Source organism: Synechococcus sp. A10-1-5-9 (assembly GCF_047716785.1).
Taxonomy (GTDB): Bacteria; Cyanobacteriota; Cyanobacteriia; order PCC-6307; family Cyanobiaceae; genus Synechococcus_C.
In genome coordinates this window covers 105,524-120,195 of record NZ_CP180406.1, presented here as the reverse complement: position 1 = coordinate 120,195, position 14,672 = coordinate 105,524, and the positions used below count along the sequence as shown (strand labels likewise).

Sequence of the window (14,672 nt, the reverse complement as noted above, 5' to 3'; positions counted from 1 at the left end):
GATCACGGCGTCAGTTTGGCGCTAACACTTCACAGATCAAGTCGTCCGAGAGACGAAACAGATCGACGGCCTTCTGAAGATCGGCACCCTCGGCACTGGTTTTGGCTTCAGAAAAACGATGCACACCGGGACGCACCAACCGGTTGCTCCAATAGCTAAATCCTGGTGCTGCATAGCCAGAGTCGGTGATCAGATCCGCCAACAACCGACCAGCGGTCTGCACGGATTCGGTCACCCGAAGAACATCACGGGCCACCAACGCAAACAGCAGCATCCCCAGAGGATTGCTGTGGCGGTTGTGGCGGAAGAAGCCCCCGCTGCTGCGGGGAATCACCAACCCGGGGCTCCAGGCAATCACTGGCATCATCGCGTCAAGCTGGCGGTTGAGTTCGCGTCCCAGCAGTACGTTGCAGAGTTTGCTGTCTTTGTAGGCCTTGTCGCCATCGAAGCTGGCACTGCCGTCGAGCATTGCAAAACCTGCGCCGGCCTTCAGTCCTGCCAGATCGCCCAGATCCGCCGGTTGGCCCACGCGCCCACCGCCGCTAGCGGGGTTGTGCACATCGGAGGCGGTGATCACCAACCGGGGCTGCGATCCCAACCGCAACAGCGGCAACAGGCGCGTGGCGATCAGCTGATGGGCCAACTGATTCACCGCAAAGGTGATCTCAAGGCCCTGGGGCGAGAACACCGGCGCCCCGGCCCCCGCCCGTTGCTGCCCGGCATTGAGCACCAGACCATCCAAGGGTTCAGCGCGATCCAGCAACTGATCACAGGCGCTCTGCACACTGCGCAGGTCGGCGAGATCCGCTACCAACCAGCTCACCTGGCTCGGCATTGCACCAGCTGCGACCAATTGCGATCGGGTCTGCTCGCCGCGCTCTGGCGTGCGGCAGAAGAGCGTGAGTTGATGGTCACTCAGGGCAAGCCGCCGGGTGGCCTCCAAACCGATGCCGGAACTCGCTCCGGTGATCAGGATCCGCTTCATGCCAACCACGTCAAGCCAACCACGGCCAACGCAAGCCCAGGGTCTCCGCCGTGCTCATCACCTGGGCATTGAGTGCACGTCCCAGCAGCACCTGGGGTTCATCGGGCCGGATCGGAATCACCTGGTGCTGAGCGCTGCCAGCAGACTCCGATCCCTTGATCACCCTTCGCCGGAGCAGGGAATTGGCCGCCTCCAGCCCGCACACATAGGCCCGCTCCTGGCAAAGCCCTTTGGCGCCGAATTCCCGCGCCCCCATCCTCACCCAGTCGCCGGCGCACACCAATGAAGGGATGTTCGTCTCCAACGGCGGCCGCTGCCGGAAACTCCCCGGTGAGAACCAGGCCACCGACCCCGGATAGCGGCGCACCTCAGCCTCCAGCACATTGGCGGTGTGAAAGGCGGGATTGGCCACCGGCAACAGCTCGCGCATCAGCAACGCCACGATCTCCTCATCACTGAGGACCGCGATCGCTGTGGCGTTGTAGAAGTCGCTGGCGATCACTGATCCCCGGGGTTTCTCACCTCCCCACAGGGCTGCTTCCGTCTCCTTCTGCAGCTGATCGAGCATGAAGAAGGTGCCGCCCGCCCCCTGCAAGGCCTCGAAACGGGAGAACACGTTGGCGGGATCGGCAACCTCCAGGTAGGTGTCCAGCCACAACCGCACCGACACCACATCAATGGCCCCGAGATTGCCGGCATCCACTAGTTCAGGGGCTGCAGCAGCACAGGCCGGCGAGTTGCCCAGTAGTGCACCCATCCCCTTGGCACCCACCGTGAGCACAACCGCATCCACGGCCTCGATCAGTCCCTCGTCACCAGTGGCAACAGCCCGGGTGTCCACCGATGCAACAGCCTTGGTGTCTGGATGGAGATTCAAACGCGTGGCCAGGGTTCCGCCGAGCACCTGCAGCCCGTAGCGATCGATCAGCCGCTTCGCCAAAGGGGCAATCAACTGTTCCGCAATGCTCCTGGAGCGAATCCAGCGCACATCGAAGGAATCCTGGTGCGCAAAGGAGTAGTAGTAGAGAAGCTCCATCGTCACCGCCGCCGAGAGTTCTTCCGGCGGCTTGAACAAGCCCACCAGGAGCGTGGGACGGAGAAAGTCGTTGATCATCCGCTCACTGATTCCGAGGCTTCGGAACAGCGTCAGCGCATCGATGGTGTCGTAGCGCTCAAACACCTCGGCGCTGCGGTTGAGATCGAGCATCGCGTAAAGGAGCCCGGCAATGCTGAGGCGGTCAGCCACGGGAAGCCGTTTGAAGTTGGTGGTGGTGGCCAGCACCTGCCCGATGGGACTGGGCCATCGCTGGGCATCACCGAACACCGGGGCTGTGGCTTCCAGTCCATCGGGCGACCAGAAGGCGCTGGTGGTGAACTCCGTGAACACGTTGCTGAGCCCGAGCTCAGCGGTGAGGGCATTGATGTTGGGGTAGTCCTTCCAGAACCCGCGGGTGCCGGCTTCAAAAGGTTTGCCGCTGCTGGTGGTCAGGGGGGTGCTGCCCGTGGGATCCGCCATCCCATCCAGCATCGTCACGCGCACTCCGGCTTCACAGAGGGCCTTGGCGGCACCCCAGCCTGCCCACCCCGCACCGATCACCACAACATGCGACGGATTGGAAGTCGATGGGACTGCCTCTGTCATGGTCTGATCCTGCAGCCGATCCCGAACCCCACGCTAGGCAGTGCAGGTGCCTGTCCCGCCAGACTCCACATCAGCCCTGCCAATCACCGCACCATCTTGGTGATCCGCATCCTGCTGCTGTTGCTCTCCCTCAGCCTCACCCCCGGCAGCGCAGCTCCGGTGAGTCGCGAGGATCCCGAGCAAGCGGACACCAGCAAACAAACCACGACCACCGCCGCCGGTTCGGCGGTGGTCGTCACTGCCAACCCCTTGGCCAGCAAGGCAGCCCTGGGTGTTCTTGCCAGCGGTGGCCACGCCGTGGATGCCCTAGTCGCAGCGCAAGCGGTGCTGGCTGTGGTGGAACCGCAGAGTTCCGGACTCGGAGGCGGAGGATTCCTCTTGCACTGGGATGCCCGTCGTCAGGCCTTGGAGGTTTTCGATGGCCGTGAAACGGCCCCGGCGCGCAGTCGCAGCGACGACCTTCTTCAGCCCTCCGGTGAACCGCTGTCCTACCGGGCGGCCACCCGCCATCCGCATGCGATCGGAGTACCCGGAACCGTAGCCCTGCTCTGGGAGGCCCATCAACAGCTGGGGCAACGGCCATGGTCCAGCACCCTCACGCCTGCCATCCGTCTGGCCCGCGATGGGTTCCTGCCCAGCCCGCGGCTGCGCCGCTCCGTGGCCCTGGCCCAGCGCCTCGGTGCCAGCCATAACCATGCTTTTCAACAGCTTTACCTGCCTGGCGGAACGCCGCTGCCAGCAGGCCGTCTGTTCCGCAACCCAGCCCTGGCCCGCACCCTGGAGGTCCTGGCCCAGGAGGGGGGCCGAGCCTTTTACCAAGGCCCGCTGGCACAACGGATCCAGCGCGGCGTCAACGCTCTGCAGAGTCAAGAACCAGGCTTCAAAGGCTGGACCGCCGCTGATCTTGCCTCCTATTCCGTGGTGCGCCGAGCTCCCCTCTGCCGGGTGCAAATGAAACACCGCGTCTGCACAGTGCCCCCTCCGAGCAGCGGCGGACTGGCGGTGTTGCAGACCCTGGCCCTGCTCGATGCAACCGGCAGCTTCAACGATCCATCGAACCCACAAAGCTGGCGCCATCTGGTCCTGGCTGAATCCTGGGCCGACGCCGATCGCCTCTACTGGGTTCACGATCCAATTGATGGCACCATTCCCACCCAGGGACTACTGGATCCGGCTTACATTCGGGCCCGTGTCCAGGCCATGCAGGCCTCACCCGAACGCGTGGCGCAGCCGGGTCTGCCGCCAGGGATGAAGCGGTTTCCCTTCGGTCGCCCCGGGCCCGGCACCGAACTGGGCACCTCTCACGTCACGATCGTGGACGGGAAGGGCAATCTCGCCAGCTACACCACAACGGTGGAAACCGTTTTCGGCAGCCGCAATCTGGTGGAGGGCATGGTGATGAACAACCAGCTCACCGATTTCGACTGGCGGCCCGTGGTCGGGGGCCTCCCCGTGGCCAACCGCCGCCGTCCAGGGCGCAGGCCGGTGTCGTCGATGGCACCCACGATCGTATTCAACGGTGACCAGCCGGTCCTGGCGCTGGGCAGTCCGGGGGGAAAGCGCATCCCCCACTACATCAGTCGGGTGCTGCTGGCCGCACTGCCGTGGGCTGAGCCTCCGGCCCGATCGGTTGGGCTGCCGTTGGTGTCTCCCCAGGGAAACACCCTTGTGATCGAGAGGAAACCGCCGCTCCCCTGGCCCGTCGATCCCAATGAACTCAATGCACCCGGCCGCGAGCTGCGCCTCCAGACCCTGGGCAGCGGCATCGGCTTGGTGCAACGGATCGGCAATCGCTGGCATGGAGCCGCTGACCCTCGTCGGGAAGGAACAGCCCTGGCCCTGCCGTGAAGAGCCTGGCGCTCACGCGATCAGAGCAAGCCATCGCTGGGTTCGGGCTCCCCAGACGGATGCTCATCAGCAGGCATCAGTGACGCAGCGCCTTCATGCCGTCCCGGACTCGCACATCACGGAAGTTAGGAACCGCTGCGCCGGTGGAGCGCGTTATCGCCAGGATCAGAGCACCGATCAGAGCCAGGTTCATGAAGAAGCCGGCATCGATCGGAAACGTGTGAAAAATCAGGGTGGTGGGCACCAGAAACACCAGCAGCAAGGAGGCACCCAGCCGGGTGTTCGTGCCAAACACCAGCAACAGCGAGCCGGCGATCAGCATCACGATCGCAGCCACCAGCAGCACACCGGCCAGGGGCTCGGCAACTCCCTTGGCTGTGATCGAGGCAGCGGTGTCCGAAAAATTGCTGAACTTGCCTGGCAGGGCGTTCACGAACACCGCTGCCAGACACAGGCGGCCCAGGAAGTCGAGCACCTTAGATGGGGCCAGGGGATGGAACATCTCGAGCGAAAACCGGACCAACCGATTCTGTAGCGAATCGAACCATAGAACCCGGCCCTGCCTCCCTGCAGGGGGCAGCAGAAGCCGCTACAAAGACTCAAATCCCTTGCACTGTCGATGCCATGGGGCAATCCCAATTCCTCACCTTCCTGCTCGGGACCCTGCTGCTTGGCGCGGCTGTACCTGAACAGGCTCTGGCGACTATCAAAGATGAATACCAGCGAGCCCACTCCTGTGACTACTTCAAGGCGCCCTTTTTGAGCGATGTTGGGCTCTACAAGGATCAGAAAGTGCGTTTTTGCATCAGCGCCGATCAGTCGGAGCTGATTTACGTGATGGCGATGGGCACCTCCTGGGTGGTTCCTTTTAACCGCGAGTACCGCAGCGATGGAGTTAGGCGCCTTTACACCCTCGAGAAAGACGATCTGGTGCTCTACCAAAAGGAGGACGGCGTGGTGAAGCGCATGGTGCTCGGCCGCCGGCGATGATCGCTGAACCGAATCTCAAGCCATGGCCAGCTTCGACAAAAGCACTCCTTTCATGCTGCTGGCACGGATTCACGTGAAGCTCAACTGCGTGGAGGCCTATCTCGAGCTGGCGCGAACCACCGACGCTGCAGTGCAGGCCAGCGAACCGGGAATGCTCCACCACACCTTTGATCAGGATCCAGATGACCCGCAGGCCTTTGTGTGGTCAGAGCTCTATGCCAACGACGCCGCCTTTGCCGCACACGTATCGAATCCTCCAGTTCAGGAGTACCTGCAAAAGCACGCCGAACTGGCCGACGACTTCAGGGTGGAGGTGTATGGAACGGTGGGAGACGAATGCCGCACCTTGATGGAGTCACTCGGTCTCCCCCTGAAGATTTTTGAAACCCAACTGGGGTACAGCCGGGTGTAACGGACATCAACGCGCCAACTGAAATCCGGCTCCGGGCTTTACTGGCACACCGCCGTTGCAGAAATTCGAGGCAAACACCTCCTTGTCCTGAATCGTCCAATCAGGCTTGTTGGCCTCATACCAAGCCAGGCTGTCGCTGTAGCAGGTGTTCCAACGGGTGGATTGTTCGGCAATCGGTCGCAACGACAGTGCGATCGACACCGAACTGGCTGTAGCGATGAGGCCCAGCACCGGAAACAGATGGGCGTTGATCATGTCGCGGGCGTTGGACATCTCGAACGGAAGCGTTGGGTTCATTGTGAACCGTGTCCCCTGCATGCGATCCACTCCAACCTGGAGATTTTTCGTTTCCAGAAGTGATGTCGAAATGAAATTTCCTTGAGGAAAGGATCAGGCCAACGCGTAAACCGGGTTCATTCGCTTCAAGCCCATGGCGTTTGTCAGCCGCATCTGCGCCACCTCCCGCGGATCCACCATCGATGCCGTCGGCAATGGTCGCTACCGCGTCTGCGACCGCGACTCCCATTGTGCAGAAGTGAACGGTCTCTGGCAGGCCTACGAAACACTGCGCCAGCAGGAGCAACGCCCTGTGTAGCGCTTCAACGCTTTTGCTGATCCATCCAATCGGCGTCGGGCTCTAGCCGCTTCTGGGATCGGTTCATCCAGCACTGGAGAACCCTGGAGCCTGATGCGGTCGACGACGAATGGTTGGAGACGTTGCAGGCCGGCTCGCGAGCCATGAAGAGCCGTTGGGCCGTGTTCTCCTTTCTGGCGGGCTTCTGGCGGCGCAAGCTGCCAAACGCGGCCATCGCCACGCTGGATGGCCTGCTTGCACAGCTGGCTTCAGGCCATCAACTGCTGATAGGCCTCGTTCACGCGGCGAAAAGCGTGCGCCGATCCACCCACATCCGGATGATGGCGCTTCACCAGGCGACGGAAGGCCTGCTTGATCTGCTCCTGGGTTGCACCCACCTGCAAACCCAGCACCGCCAGAGCCTTCTCCTCTTCGCTCACTGCTGCAGCTGAAGGCTCACGATCCGTTGTGCGCCGGTCACTGCGGGTGCGCCGGGTCTGGCGACGATTGGCCTGGGTCTGGCGACGACTCGACTGGGTCTGGAGCTGACAAAGCTCGCTCACGACCCGAGCCGGATCTTCTTCGAGCCATTCGCTGGCCCGCACGCCGTAAAGGGCAAAAGCGGCCATCACCGCAGCCGTCTTCTTGGTTGTTCTGGGGCCGACAGCAGCAAGCAGATCGGTCCCCAACCCGCTCACCAGACGATCCAGTCGCTGCTGCAGGCTCAATCGAGACGGAAAGCTGTTGCGGTTGAGCTGGTCGATCAGAGCATCAAGAGCAACTTGACGCAGCTGACTCCATCCCGGCTGCCTGGCCATGGCCGCACCCCAGGCCTGGACCTGCTCCGCACTGATCCGTGCAGGAGCATGGGCTGAGGGCTGCTGCCACTGGGAACGACGCGCGCGCTCGAGCTCCTGTTGCAAGCGCTTGACCTCCCGTCGCAGGGCATCGTTCTCGCGGAGAATCGCTTCCACATTGCTGGTCACCCGCTGGCCAGACGTCGACCTCGGCCAAGAAGCCATATCGCGGTGCGGCGACCATTGGCGCGGATCGAACCCCATGACCCGCACTCCCGAATGTCAGCAATGTACGGCTGGGGATCCTTGCGATCTCAGCTCACCAAGGCAGCACTTCGCCATTGGCATGCCAGAAGGTGCCACTGGTCTCGAGACTGAGCGCATCGATCCGTGCCAGTAGACCGCTCACGGCCTGCTCAGGAGTGATGCCGTTGGGGTTGAAGCGGATCATGCGGGTGCTCACCAGCCCCGGATGCAGAATCGCCACAGCGATGCCTCGTGATTTGAGGTCATGCGCCAGCGACTTGCCAGCGCTGTTGAGCGCAGCCTTCGACATGCGATAGCCGTAGGAGCCACCGGAGGTGTTGTCGTCGATTGAAGCCATGCGGCTGCTCATCAGTGCCAGCTTGCCGCCGCTGGGGATCTGTCCCACCAGGGCCCGCACCAGCCGCAGAGGAGCCAGAGCGTTGACCTCGAACTGACGGCGGATGGACGCCTCATCCAGTTGATCCAACGCGATCGACTCCAGGATGCCGGCATTGAGAATCACCCAATGCAGCGATAGGCCATCGAGGCGGTGGATTAAGTCCGCGGGCATGCCGGGATCCGCCTGATCCAGACCGGCCTCGATGCGGACATCAAGGGCCTGCAGCTCATGTGAAGGCTCCCGGCACACGGCAATCACATCGAAGCCACGGTCTCGCAACTGGCGGCAGTACTCCAGGCCGATGCCGCGATTGGATCCTGTGACAAGAACCGATGCCATCAACCAATCGCAACCAAGCCACATCCTGCCCAAGCAGGCGGTTCCATCACTTGGAGAGGCTTTGAATGGCGGGATCCAGGCCTGGCTTGATGACTGCTGAACAACCTGCCCGTCCTCCGCTGATCACGCTGCTGCTGCGGGCCCTGCGCATTGCCGCCAGCACCGTGGCCCTGGTGGAAGCGCTTCGCAATGACTGGCTGAGTGCAGGCCTGGCGGCACTGGCCTGGCTGGTGTTCATCCAGGTGGAACGGTCACGGGCTTCAGGCACCGGAGAGGAGCCGAGCGACCCATGAGCATCCGGATTGCGATCGAACAGTTGGCCGCCTTCGCGGAGGCACCATTCCAGGGAAATCCCGCCGCCGTGTGTTGCCTGGACGCCTGGCTGCCGGACCCGCTGATGCAGGCGATCGCCACGGAAAACAACCTGTCGGAAACGGCCTTTCTCATTGGAAGCCGAGGGCGCTACAAAGTGCGCTGGTTCACCCCTGCCTGTGAGGTGGATCTCTGCGGCCACGCCACCCTGGCGGCCGCCGATGTGGTGTTCCGCCGTGAACCGGAACAACACACGCTGCAGTTTGAATCCCGCAGCGGGACGCTCAGGGTGCAACGCGAGGGGGATCGGATCACCCTCGACTTTCCAGTGCAGCGGGCTCACCCATGCCTGCCGCCAGCAGACCTGCAGAAGGCCATCGGAGCTACGCCTCAGAGCTGCCTTTTGGGAGTGGATCTGATCGCCGTGTTCGCCGATGAAGACACGATTCGAACACTGCGTCCGAACCCGGAGCGCGTGGCCGCTCTGCCGGGGCGAGGCTTGATCGCCACCGCTCCAGGCCAACACGTTGACGTGGTGAGCCGGTTCTTCGCGCCGGGATGTGGCATTCCAGAAGACCCCGTGACCGGATCCGCCCACTGCAGCCTCACCCCCTACTGGTGCGAAACACTGGGCAAGACCGTGCTCAACGCACGTCAGCTCTCTGCCCGCGGCGGCTCGCTGCGCTGCAGGCTGCAAGGTGAGCGGGTACTGATTACTGGGCGGGTGATCCCCTACCTGAGCGGCAGTATCCAGGTTTGATCACCCTGAAGTCCTCTCCTGTCGGCCACGGCCACATTGGTTCTGATGCTGGGAAGCCTGCGCCGATCAGCTGCGTCACCGCGGACGTGAGGCCGTGCGCTGGTGAACCTCGATCGCGATGCCGAAAGCATGAACGACGTGCTGTCAGCACCGGTGCAGCTGAAGGTTTGCCTGATCCAGGGATGACGGCATGCTCAATGCGCTGAACAGCACCAGAAACAAAAGCAGAAAACCGACAATCGTGGTGCCGTGAACCCAGTTCCACCGCATGGATCGATTCAATAACCAGCCGCCGTAGAGGCGACTCAACCAGGGCACCAGCAACCAACCCGTCACAGCAATAGTGATGGCAGTGCTGATCAGCATGTTGAGAGGCAAGGGCAATCGCCCCAAGGTGGTTTGGCCGATCCGGGTGAGAATCATCACGCAGGGATACAGCGAAAGCCACACCAGAAGATTCACTTTCCAGGTGGCAGGATGCTGACCGCTGCGCACCGCAATCCACTGTTCAAAGGATTGCGTTTCAACGCTGGCGCGATAGTGATAACCAATGGCATCTTCAGCATGAAAGAGAAGATTGCGGCGCACACTGCTATCCAACCAGGCGAGGCAATACTCAAGGCTGGTGAAGCGTATCTTCACCGTGCAATGGTTCAGGCCATCCGCTTGATTCTCCTGGCAAGACAGCTCCTGACCTCGATAACCTTCAAAATCTCTTGCAGCAATATCCATATCGGCTTGCAGACGCATGAAGCCTTCGACTTGGGAGGGCAACAACTCGCTGTGAAAGGTGTAGACGAATTGTTCATCGTTTAGAGGTTGCTCAGCCATTCGCTTCAGAGATCCATCTCGCTGTTTCAGTTCCAAACATCTCAGTACCGAGCACCATCGGGCAGCAGACGAAACTCTTTCCAGACTTCACAGGCTTCATCTTGAAGAATCTGTTTAAACTGATTCTCCCGCTCTGCCTGAGTCTTTTGCATGTCTTCATTAATGGCCTGATCGGAGAAAAGATCGGAATAATCCGACCATGCCGCGGTATAAAACACTTTACGGATGCCGGCCCAGCAAGCGGTTGCGTAACACATTGGACAACACTCACAGCTGGTGTACATCACACAACCACTGAGGTCCCAGGTTCCCAGCTTTTTGCAAGCCGCCCGGATGGCGTTGACCTCAGCATGGGAACTGGGGTCAAGATCACGCACCACACGGTTACCGGCGGCAGCGACCACCTGATTGGTTCACCACTCCGGCTTCGCGCATGAGACGTATGGTCTCGAGCATCAGCCGTCGGTCCGGATCAGAAACCATGTGATAAGGAAACGTCCATCTGCAATCTGGTCACAGATCCTCTGAACGTCCATTCAACGACGGTTCATCCAGCTCCACACGAACCAGGCAATCAAGGCCAACAACACCCAAGGCAGTAGCGCTCGCAGCAGGAACGCCGCCACGAACAGCACCAGCACACTCACAGCCCCACGCTTGACAAGCGCTTTGCTCTCATCGGTCATGTACTGCCAGCGGGGCAAAAGCGCCATGGGTCAAAGAATCAGTCGTTGCGGAGGACGAGGTCTGTGAACACAACGTCAAGACGTTCGTTAACACAACCATGCCCTAACGCACTTTAGGAGTGACAGGGGAAGCATCAGCAGCCATTCGCCAACTCAAACGATGAGCCCCTCCGCAAAGAGGGAAACATCGCATTAATTGCCTTCAAGAAGCCAATTCACTAGCATGTTTGGCATATACATCTGAAGATTCTAGATCAATGCACCAATTCTTATCGGCACTATCTTACAAAAGCGTTGCCTTTTTGATGCTTAGCGGCCTTGCTTACGCAGAGCACGCACGTGCGGAACCGCACAAAACCTTACTGAATCTCATGCCTGTCAACAATGAGATGGAGATGAAGAGAGCCGTTTGCATGAACTCTGGAGCAAGCAGCAAGTTGTTGATAGCCAAGATGGATGTTGTGAAAAACACGAAAGGCGTTCAATGCCCAACTGGCATCGCTGCAATTCGATACAGAGAAGACATCTCCGACCCTGGCCATGTTTTAGTCAACATTGATCCTCCGAAAGGCAACAACAAAGGATTGGATTGCGACGGCAAGGCTGATCTAGGACTCACCTACATAGGATTGAATTGCTTAGCCGTTGACTTGGAATCAACCTCACATCGCAAGAATTGATGCCATAACTGGCCATCAGTCAACAGAAGGTGCTTCTCTATTTCTTATCACGTGCGAAACATGAGCCCGTTCCGCGCTGCAGGTTTCTATGCAGAGATAGACACAGAGCGAAGGGCTGTTCGCCTCAGTCAACACCAGCCAACACCAGTGAACGTTCATGACCTCCCATCTCCTCCACCTCAGCACCGATGCTTCGTTCCAGTGCCTATCGCTCACCGCTGAACTGCGTCGATTTGTGCAAGTACATGGCGAACGCGATGGAGCTGTTGTGGTGTCAACGCAGCACACCACAACAGCTGTGATCGTGAACGAGCTAGAGGAGAGACTCCTGCTGGATCTGCAGCAGTGGCTTCGGCAGCTGGCACCACCCACCACAGCTTGGAAACACAACGACCTGGAGCTGCGCCCCGGCATTCCCGACGATGAGCCGCGGAATGCCCATGCCCATCTGCAAGCGTTGCTGCTCGGCCATCAGGCGACCGTATCGGTCTGCAACGGAGCGCTTCAACTGGGACGCTACCAAGACGTGATCCTGGTGGAGCTGGATGGCCCGCGCCAGCGCACCGTGGCGCTGCAATGGCTCTCGGCCTGACCGCTGGCAGTGAAAGAGCGCATGATGACGAACAGAGATGCAACCAAACGTTGATCGCAACGGTTCTGATCACAGAAAACGGCAGCGCTGTGGAAGAAGCCGTGAAACGCCTGTCGGAGAATGTGTTTCCTCAAGCAACGTTGTCGCAGCTTCTTGCCACTCTGCTGCTGGTGGGCGTACTTGCCCTTGTGGTGGGTGTGCCCATCGCCAGGAAACGCCAACACGTGAGGCGGTTCGAACAGCGAATTCGCGAACGCGAGGATTCTCCGGAAGCGTGATGTGCTTCAGCCGTTCGTGCAGTGGATCACTGGGCCGGAAACCGGATCGGTGACGCGCAGTTCCGGAGACAGCTCCTCGAGCAGATCTCTCACTGAATTCAGATGCTGAAACATCTCCGGGCGTACCTCCACAAGGGAATCCTGGCTGTCCCAGAGAGCCACGAAGCAGAACGCGCGCTCACCTGTTCGCGCCAGATAGCGCTCACGCATTCCTTTGGAAAACACCCAGGCCTCCACAGCATCGAGATAGCGCTTTTCACAGCCCTGCTTCACCACGATGCGAACACAATTGAGAAAATCCGCCATGGGCTTTGCGCGAGTCCTCACGCACACACTCAGAGTTGATGCCCGCGACGCCGACCCAAGGGCTCAATCCAGTGGTCGCGAACTGTGCGGTGCTGCAGCAATCGACTCGACACTCTGCAGCCCAGATTCACGATCCCTTCATCGACCAAACGACCCAGCCGCACGGCAGCGGCTTCTTCCGTACGAGAAAACCCTTGCTGATGCGAGGTCAGCCACTGCATCTCATCTTCCGTAATCACTCCCGTGGATAGGGATTCGAGGAAAAGCTCGCCAACTGTCATTCGCCGATGTAACGAAGTTGTTACATCCTGACAGGCGCCGAAGCGCATCGCGGGAACGGTTTTCCTTTTTGCAGCAGAAACAACAGCCGATGATCGTGAACTTTTTTTAAGGTGACGTCATTCAAGCGCTGTTCCATGCAGCTGTCCCTCAGCCAAAAATTCGAGGTCGAGTCGCTCAAACGCTTGATCGACACCACCGACAACGTTCAGGAATTGCGTTCCCTCGCTCGCGAGCTTGCCGACTTGTACATGCGCCAACGCGCAGCCACCGCCTGGGTGATCACAGAACAATGAAACGACGCAACTGGCACAGTCTCTTCAGCCAACTTCCGGACGCCGAGCTCGACAAGCTCGCCTTGCTTCGCCTGCTCGAATGCAGCAACGGCGTAATTCAGCATCAATTTCGCGATGGCCACGAAGACGCCCTTTCTCCCGAGGAAACACGATCGGCGATGGCCTTCTCGATGCGCTGCATCAAATCCATGGAAATCCCCTTGGGCGACGACACCATCCGCTTCGAAGGCGAGACGGCCGACCTCTTCCAAGACATCCGTACGTTGTACGTCAACGGCATGAAGCGCAACGACCCTGAAGCCCGCGAGGAATTCTTCATTGCCTCCAGCGCCAACCTTCAGGCCATCGGCCTAACCCGGCTTGAGCAGGCCAAACGCCGCTTGTTCAACGACTGCTACGAACTCCCTGTCCACACCCTCGATTGGGGACTGGATTACATCAGGGGCTTTCTCACCTCCAGTCGCCTTTGAGGCAACCTCGCCTACACAGAGGCCTGCACCAGAACGCCTTGACCCAAGCGAATTGCCGGGCTAGTACAAGTGTACTCGCCCTTTCATGATGGAGTCCTGGAGCATTCTCAGTGTCAGCGATCTTCGGCTCAGCCGCGGTTCAAGCGTCTGTATCACATGCCAGCACTTCCGCTATGGCTGTGACGAGCAGGGTCGCACCCTGCTCGCCTGCGAACGCCAGCATCAACAACTGCCTCAGGGAACGCACCTCACGCACCATTGCCGCCAGTGGGCTCCCAGCTGGAACCATCAGGCCGGCTGGGCCCCTGAAGTCGCCTGAAACTGGATCGATCAGACACCGAAAGCAACGGTGCAGACCGCGTTCACCAATTGCGCTTGTCCGCGACTCTCAGGAGAACGACCGTTGAGATAGCCACTGCTGCAGTCGGCGCTCATCGGAGCTCCATCAACCTTAAAGGTGATCAGATTGCCGTTCGCACGAACGCTGTCGTAATCAAGCGCATAGGAGCTGTCCGGTACCGCAATCGTTGCATTGCTCGCGTCGAAGGCACTGCTGACAAGCCCCCCGATCACGGCAGCACCAGCAAGCGCGCCAAAGGTATTCCAATTCCAACGGTTGGCGTATCCAGGTCCATACCAACGACCGTGATGGCCATACCAGTACCCCCTGCTGTAGCGGTGGTGATAGTGGTGATCGCCCGCATGACGATGGCCATCGCCGTGGTGCTCGTGATGGCCGTGATTGTGACCATGGCCGTGATGGTGACCATCACCGTGATGGTGGGAACCAGCCCAGATCTCCCGCGTGGAAACACCCTGCAAACCCAACACGCCAACGAGCAAAACTGTCGCTCCGATCCGGCAGCGATGCATTGGTCAGGCTCCTTTTTTCCTTCTACTCAAATAGTTAGCAAGAGCTGTGAAAACGTCAAAGTGAGTTGAGGCAACC

General features: G+C 60.1%; 25 protein-coding genes. 12 read left to right on the top strand and 13 right to left on the bottom strand.

Translation table 11 applies throughout. From position 1 onward, the window contains the following. Nucleotides 1–10: 10 nt before the first annotated feature. Both ACLM45_RS00805 and ACLM45_RS00800 read right to left on the bottom strand, forming a co-directional pair. Nucleotides 11–985, bottom strand: coding sequence for an SDR family NAD(P)-dependent oxidoreductase (locus ACLM45_RS00805; protein WP_415410084.1), 975 nt, complete (start codon nucleotides 983–985; stop codon nucleotides 11–13). Between the two features lie 10 nt (nucleotides 986–995). Next, on the bottom strand, nucleotides 996–2,627 hold the full coding sequence (locus ACLM45_RS00800; protein ID WP_415410083.1) for an FAD-dependent oxidoreductase: 1,632 nt from the start codon (nucleotides 2,625–2,627) through the stop codon (nucleotides 996–998). Here ACLM45_RS00800 and ACLM45_RS00795 point away from each other — a divergent pair. Continuing rightward, nucleotides 2,589–4,475: a gamma-glutamyltransferase family protein gene (locus ACLM45_RS00795; RefSeq protein WP_415410082.1), complete on the top strand. Its 1,887-nt coding sequence runs from the start codon at nucleotides 2,589–2,591 to the stop codon at nucleotides 4,473–4,475. The two genes, ACLM45_RS00800 and ACLM45_RS00795, sit on opposite strands and share 39 nt — an antisense overlap. A gap of 76 nt (nucleotides 4,476–4,551) precedes the next feature. On the opposite strand, the gene ACLM45_RS00790 is transcribed toward ACLM45_RS00795, so the two are convergent. Then, nucleotides 4,552–4,977 carry a DoxX family protein gene (locus ACLM45_RS00790; protein ID WP_006040974.1) on the bottom strand — a complete coding sequence of 142 codons (426 nt, stop codon included), beginning with the start codon at nucleotides 4,975–4,977 and terminating at the stop codon, nucleotides 4,552–4,554. Nucleotides 4,978–5,099: 122 nt separating this feature from the next. Here ACLM45_RS00790 and ACLM45_RS00785 point away from each other — a divergent pair, with 122 nt between their 5' ends. Further along, on the top strand, nucleotides 5,100–5,465 hold the full coding sequence (locus ACLM45_RS00785; protein WP_415410081.1) for a hypothetical protein: 366 nt from the start codon (nucleotides 5,100–5,102) through the stop codon (nucleotides 5,463–5,465). 22 nt (nucleotides 5,466–5,487) lie between these two features. Further along, on the top strand, nucleotides 5,488–5,877 hold the full coding sequence (locus ACLM45_RS00780) for a putative quinol monooxygenase (RefSeq protein ID WP_415410079.1): 390 nt from the start codon (nucleotides 5,488–5,490) through the stop codon (nucleotides 5,875–5,877). Nucleotides 5,878–5,883: 6 nt separating this feature from the next. Here the strand turns inward: ACLM45_RS00780 and ACLM45_RS00775 are convergent, their stop codons facing one another. Further along, nucleotides 5,884–6,150, bottom strand: a complete 267-nt coding sequence (locus ACLM45_RS00775; protein ID WP_011932768.1) for a hypothetical protein — start codon at nucleotides 6,148–6,150, stop codon at nucleotides 5,884–5,886. A 157-nt stretch (nucleotides 6,151–6,307) separates the two neighbouring features. On the opposite strand from ACLM45_RS00775, the gene ACLM45_RS00770 reads away from it, so the two are divergent. Next, the gene (locus tag ACLM45_RS00770; protein WP_006040970.1) at nucleotides 6,308–6,472 is read left to right on the top strand and encodes a hypothetical protein; all 165 of its coding nucleotides are present in this window, start codon (nucleotides 6,308–6,310) and stop codon (nucleotides 6,470–6,472) included. A 4-nt stretch (nucleotides 6,473–6,476) separates the two neighbouring features. Here ACLM45_RS00770 and ACLM45_RS00765 read toward each other — a convergent pair whose 3' ends face one another. Genes ACLM45_RS00765 through ACLM45_RS00755 form a run of 3 tightly spaced genes read right to left on the bottom strand, consistent with a single transcriptional unit; the run spans nucleotide 6,477 to nucleotide 8,233 of the window. Further along, nucleotides 6,477–6,686 carry a hypothetical protein gene (locus ACLM45_RS00765; RefSeq protein WP_415410077.1) on the bottom strand — a complete coding sequence of 70 codons (210 nt, stop codon included), beginning with the start codon at nucleotides 6,684–6,686 and terminating at the stop codon, nucleotides 6,477–6,479. A gap of 34 nt (nucleotides 6,687–6,720) precedes the next feature. Further along, nucleotides 6,721–7,512 (bottom strand): J domain-containing protein, encoded by a 792-nt coding sequence (locus ACLM45_RS00760; RefSeq protein ID WP_415410075.1) that lies wholly within the window; start codon nucleotides 7,510–7,512, stop codon nucleotides 6,721–6,723. Between the two features lie 55 nt (nucleotides 7,513–7,567). Then, entirely contained in the window at nucleotides 7,568–8,233 is a 666-nt protein-coding gene (locus tag ACLM45_RS00755) for an SDR family oxidoreductase (RefSeq protein ID WP_415410073.1), read from the bottom strand. 89 nt (nucleotides 8,234–8,322) lie between these two features. On the opposite strand from ACLM45_RS00755, the gene ACLM45_RS00750 reads away from it, so the two are divergent. Both ACLM45_RS00750 and ACLM45_RS00745 read left to right on the top strand, forming a co-directional pair. Next, on the top strand, nucleotides 8,323–8,526 hold the full coding sequence (locus ACLM45_RS00750) for a hypothetical protein (RefSeq protein ID WP_415410071.1): 204 nt from the start codon (nucleotides 8,323–8,325) through the stop codon (nucleotides 8,524–8,526). Continuing rightward, nucleotides 8,523–9,305, top strand: coding sequence for a PhzF family phenazine biosynthesis protein (locus ACLM45_RS00745; RefSeq protein WP_415410069.1), 783 nt, complete (start codon nucleotides 8,523–8,525; stop codon nucleotides 9,303–9,305). Before ACLM45_RS00750 ends, ACLM45_RS00745 begins: the two co-directional genes overlap by 4 nt. A 144-nt stretch (nucleotides 9,306–9,449) precedes the next feature. Here the strand turns inward: ACLM45_RS00745 and ACLM45_RS00740 are convergent, their stop codons facing one another. The 3 genes from ACLM45_RS00740 to ACLM45_RS00730 form a co-directional block, all read right to left on the bottom strand. Beyond that, nucleotides 9,450–10,136 (bottom strand): hypothetical protein, encoded by a 687-nt coding sequence (locus ACLM45_RS00740; RefSeq protein WP_415410067.1) that lies wholly within the window; start codon nucleotides 10,134–10,136, stop codon nucleotides 9,450–9,452. A gap of 41 nt (nucleotides 10,137–10,177) precedes the next feature. Further along, nucleotides 10,178–10,540, bottom strand: coding sequence for a nucleoside deaminase (locus ACLM45_RS00735; RefSeq protein WP_415410065.1), 363 nt, complete (start codon nucleotides 10,538–10,540; stop codon nucleotides 10,178–10,180). A gap of 132 nt (nucleotides 10,541–10,672) precedes the next feature. Continuing rightward, the gene (locus tag ACLM45_RS00730) at nucleotides 10,673–10,849 is read right to left on the bottom strand and encodes a hypothetical protein (RefSeq protein WP_415410063.1); all 177 of its coding nucleotides are present in this window, start codon (nucleotides 10,847–10,849) and stop codon (nucleotides 10,673–10,675) included. A gap of 230 nt (nucleotides 10,850–11,079) precedes the next feature. Between ACLM45_RS00730 and ACLM45_RS00725 the strand changes: the two genes are divergently transcribed. From ACLM45_RS00725 to ACLM45_RS00715, 3 genes are all read left to right on the top strand, one after another. Further along, nucleotides 11,080–11,502, top strand: a complete 423-nt coding sequence (locus ACLM45_RS00725; protein WP_415410061.1) for a hypothetical protein — start codon at nucleotides 11,080–11,082, stop codon at nucleotides 11,500–11,502. Between the two features lie 157 nt (nucleotides 11,503–11,659). Continuing rightward, nucleotides 11,660–12,094: a secondary thiamine-phosphate synthase enzyme YjbQ gene (locus ACLM45_RS00720; RefSeq protein ID WP_415410059.1), complete on the top strand. Its 435-nt coding sequence runs from the start codon at nucleotides 11,660–11,662 to the stop codon at nucleotides 12,092–12,094. Continuing rightward, the gene (locus ACLM45_RS00715; RefSeq protein WP_415410058.1) at nucleotides 12,079–12,372 is read left to right on the top strand and encodes a hypothetical protein; all 294 of its coding nucleotides are present in this window, start codon (nucleotides 12,079–12,081) and stop codon (nucleotides 12,370–12,372) included. The genes ACLM45_RS00720 and ACLM45_RS00715 overlap by 16 nt, the downstream gene beginning before the upstream one ends. Before the next feature lie 6 nt (nucleotides 12,373–12,378). Here ACLM45_RS00715 and ACLM45_RS00710 read toward each other — a convergent pair whose 3' ends face one another. Both ACLM45_RS00710 and ACLM45_RS00705 read right to left on the bottom strand, forming a co-directional pair. After that, the gene (locus tag ACLM45_RS00710) at nucleotides 12,379–12,678 is read right to left on the bottom strand and encodes a hypothetical protein (protein WP_415410056.1); all 300 of its coding nucleotides are present in this window, start codon (nucleotides 12,676–12,678) and stop codon (nucleotides 12,379–12,381) included. 29 nt (nucleotides 12,679–12,707) lie between these two features. Beyond that, complete coding sequence (locus ACLM45_RS00705; RefSeq protein ID WP_415410054.1) at nucleotides 12,708–12,959, bottom strand: hypothetical protein; 252 nt, start codon at nucleotides 12,957–12,959, stop codon at nucleotides 12,708–12,710. A 135-nt stretch (nucleotides 12,960–13,094) separates the two neighbouring features. On the opposite strand from ACLM45_RS00705, the gene ACLM45_RS00700 reads away from it, so the two are divergent. The 3 genes from ACLM45_RS00700 (at nucleotide 13,095) to ACLM45_RS00690 (ending at nucleotide 14,042) form a co-directional block, all read left to right on the top strand. After that, nucleotides 13,095–13,253 (top strand): hypothetical protein, encoded by a 159-nt coding sequence (locus ACLM45_RS00700; protein WP_415410052.1) that lies wholly within the window; start codon nucleotides 13,095–13,097, stop codon nucleotides 13,251–13,253. Beyond that, nucleotides 13,250–13,723, top strand: a complete 474-nt coding sequence (locus ACLM45_RS00695) for a hypothetical protein (RefSeq protein ID WP_415410051.1) — start codon at nucleotides 13,250–13,252, stop codon at nucleotides 13,721–13,723. Before ACLM45_RS00700 ends, ACLM45_RS00695 begins: the two co-directional genes overlap by 4 nt. 88 nt (nucleotides 13,724–13,811) lie before the next feature. Continuing rightward, entirely contained in the window at nucleotides 13,812–14,042 is a 231-nt protein-coding gene (locus ACLM45_RS00690; protein WP_415410050.1) for a hypothetical protein, read from the top strand. 11 nt (nucleotides 14,043–14,053) lie between these two features. On the opposite strand, the gene ACLM45_RS00685 is transcribed toward ACLM45_RS00690, so the two are convergent. Further along, nucleotides 14,054–14,596, bottom strand: coding sequence for a hypothetical protein (locus ACLM45_RS00685; RefSeq protein ID WP_415410048.1), 543 nt, complete (start codon nucleotides 14,594–14,596; stop codon nucleotides 14,054–14,056). Nucleotides 14,597–14,672: the final 76 nt, after the last annotated feature.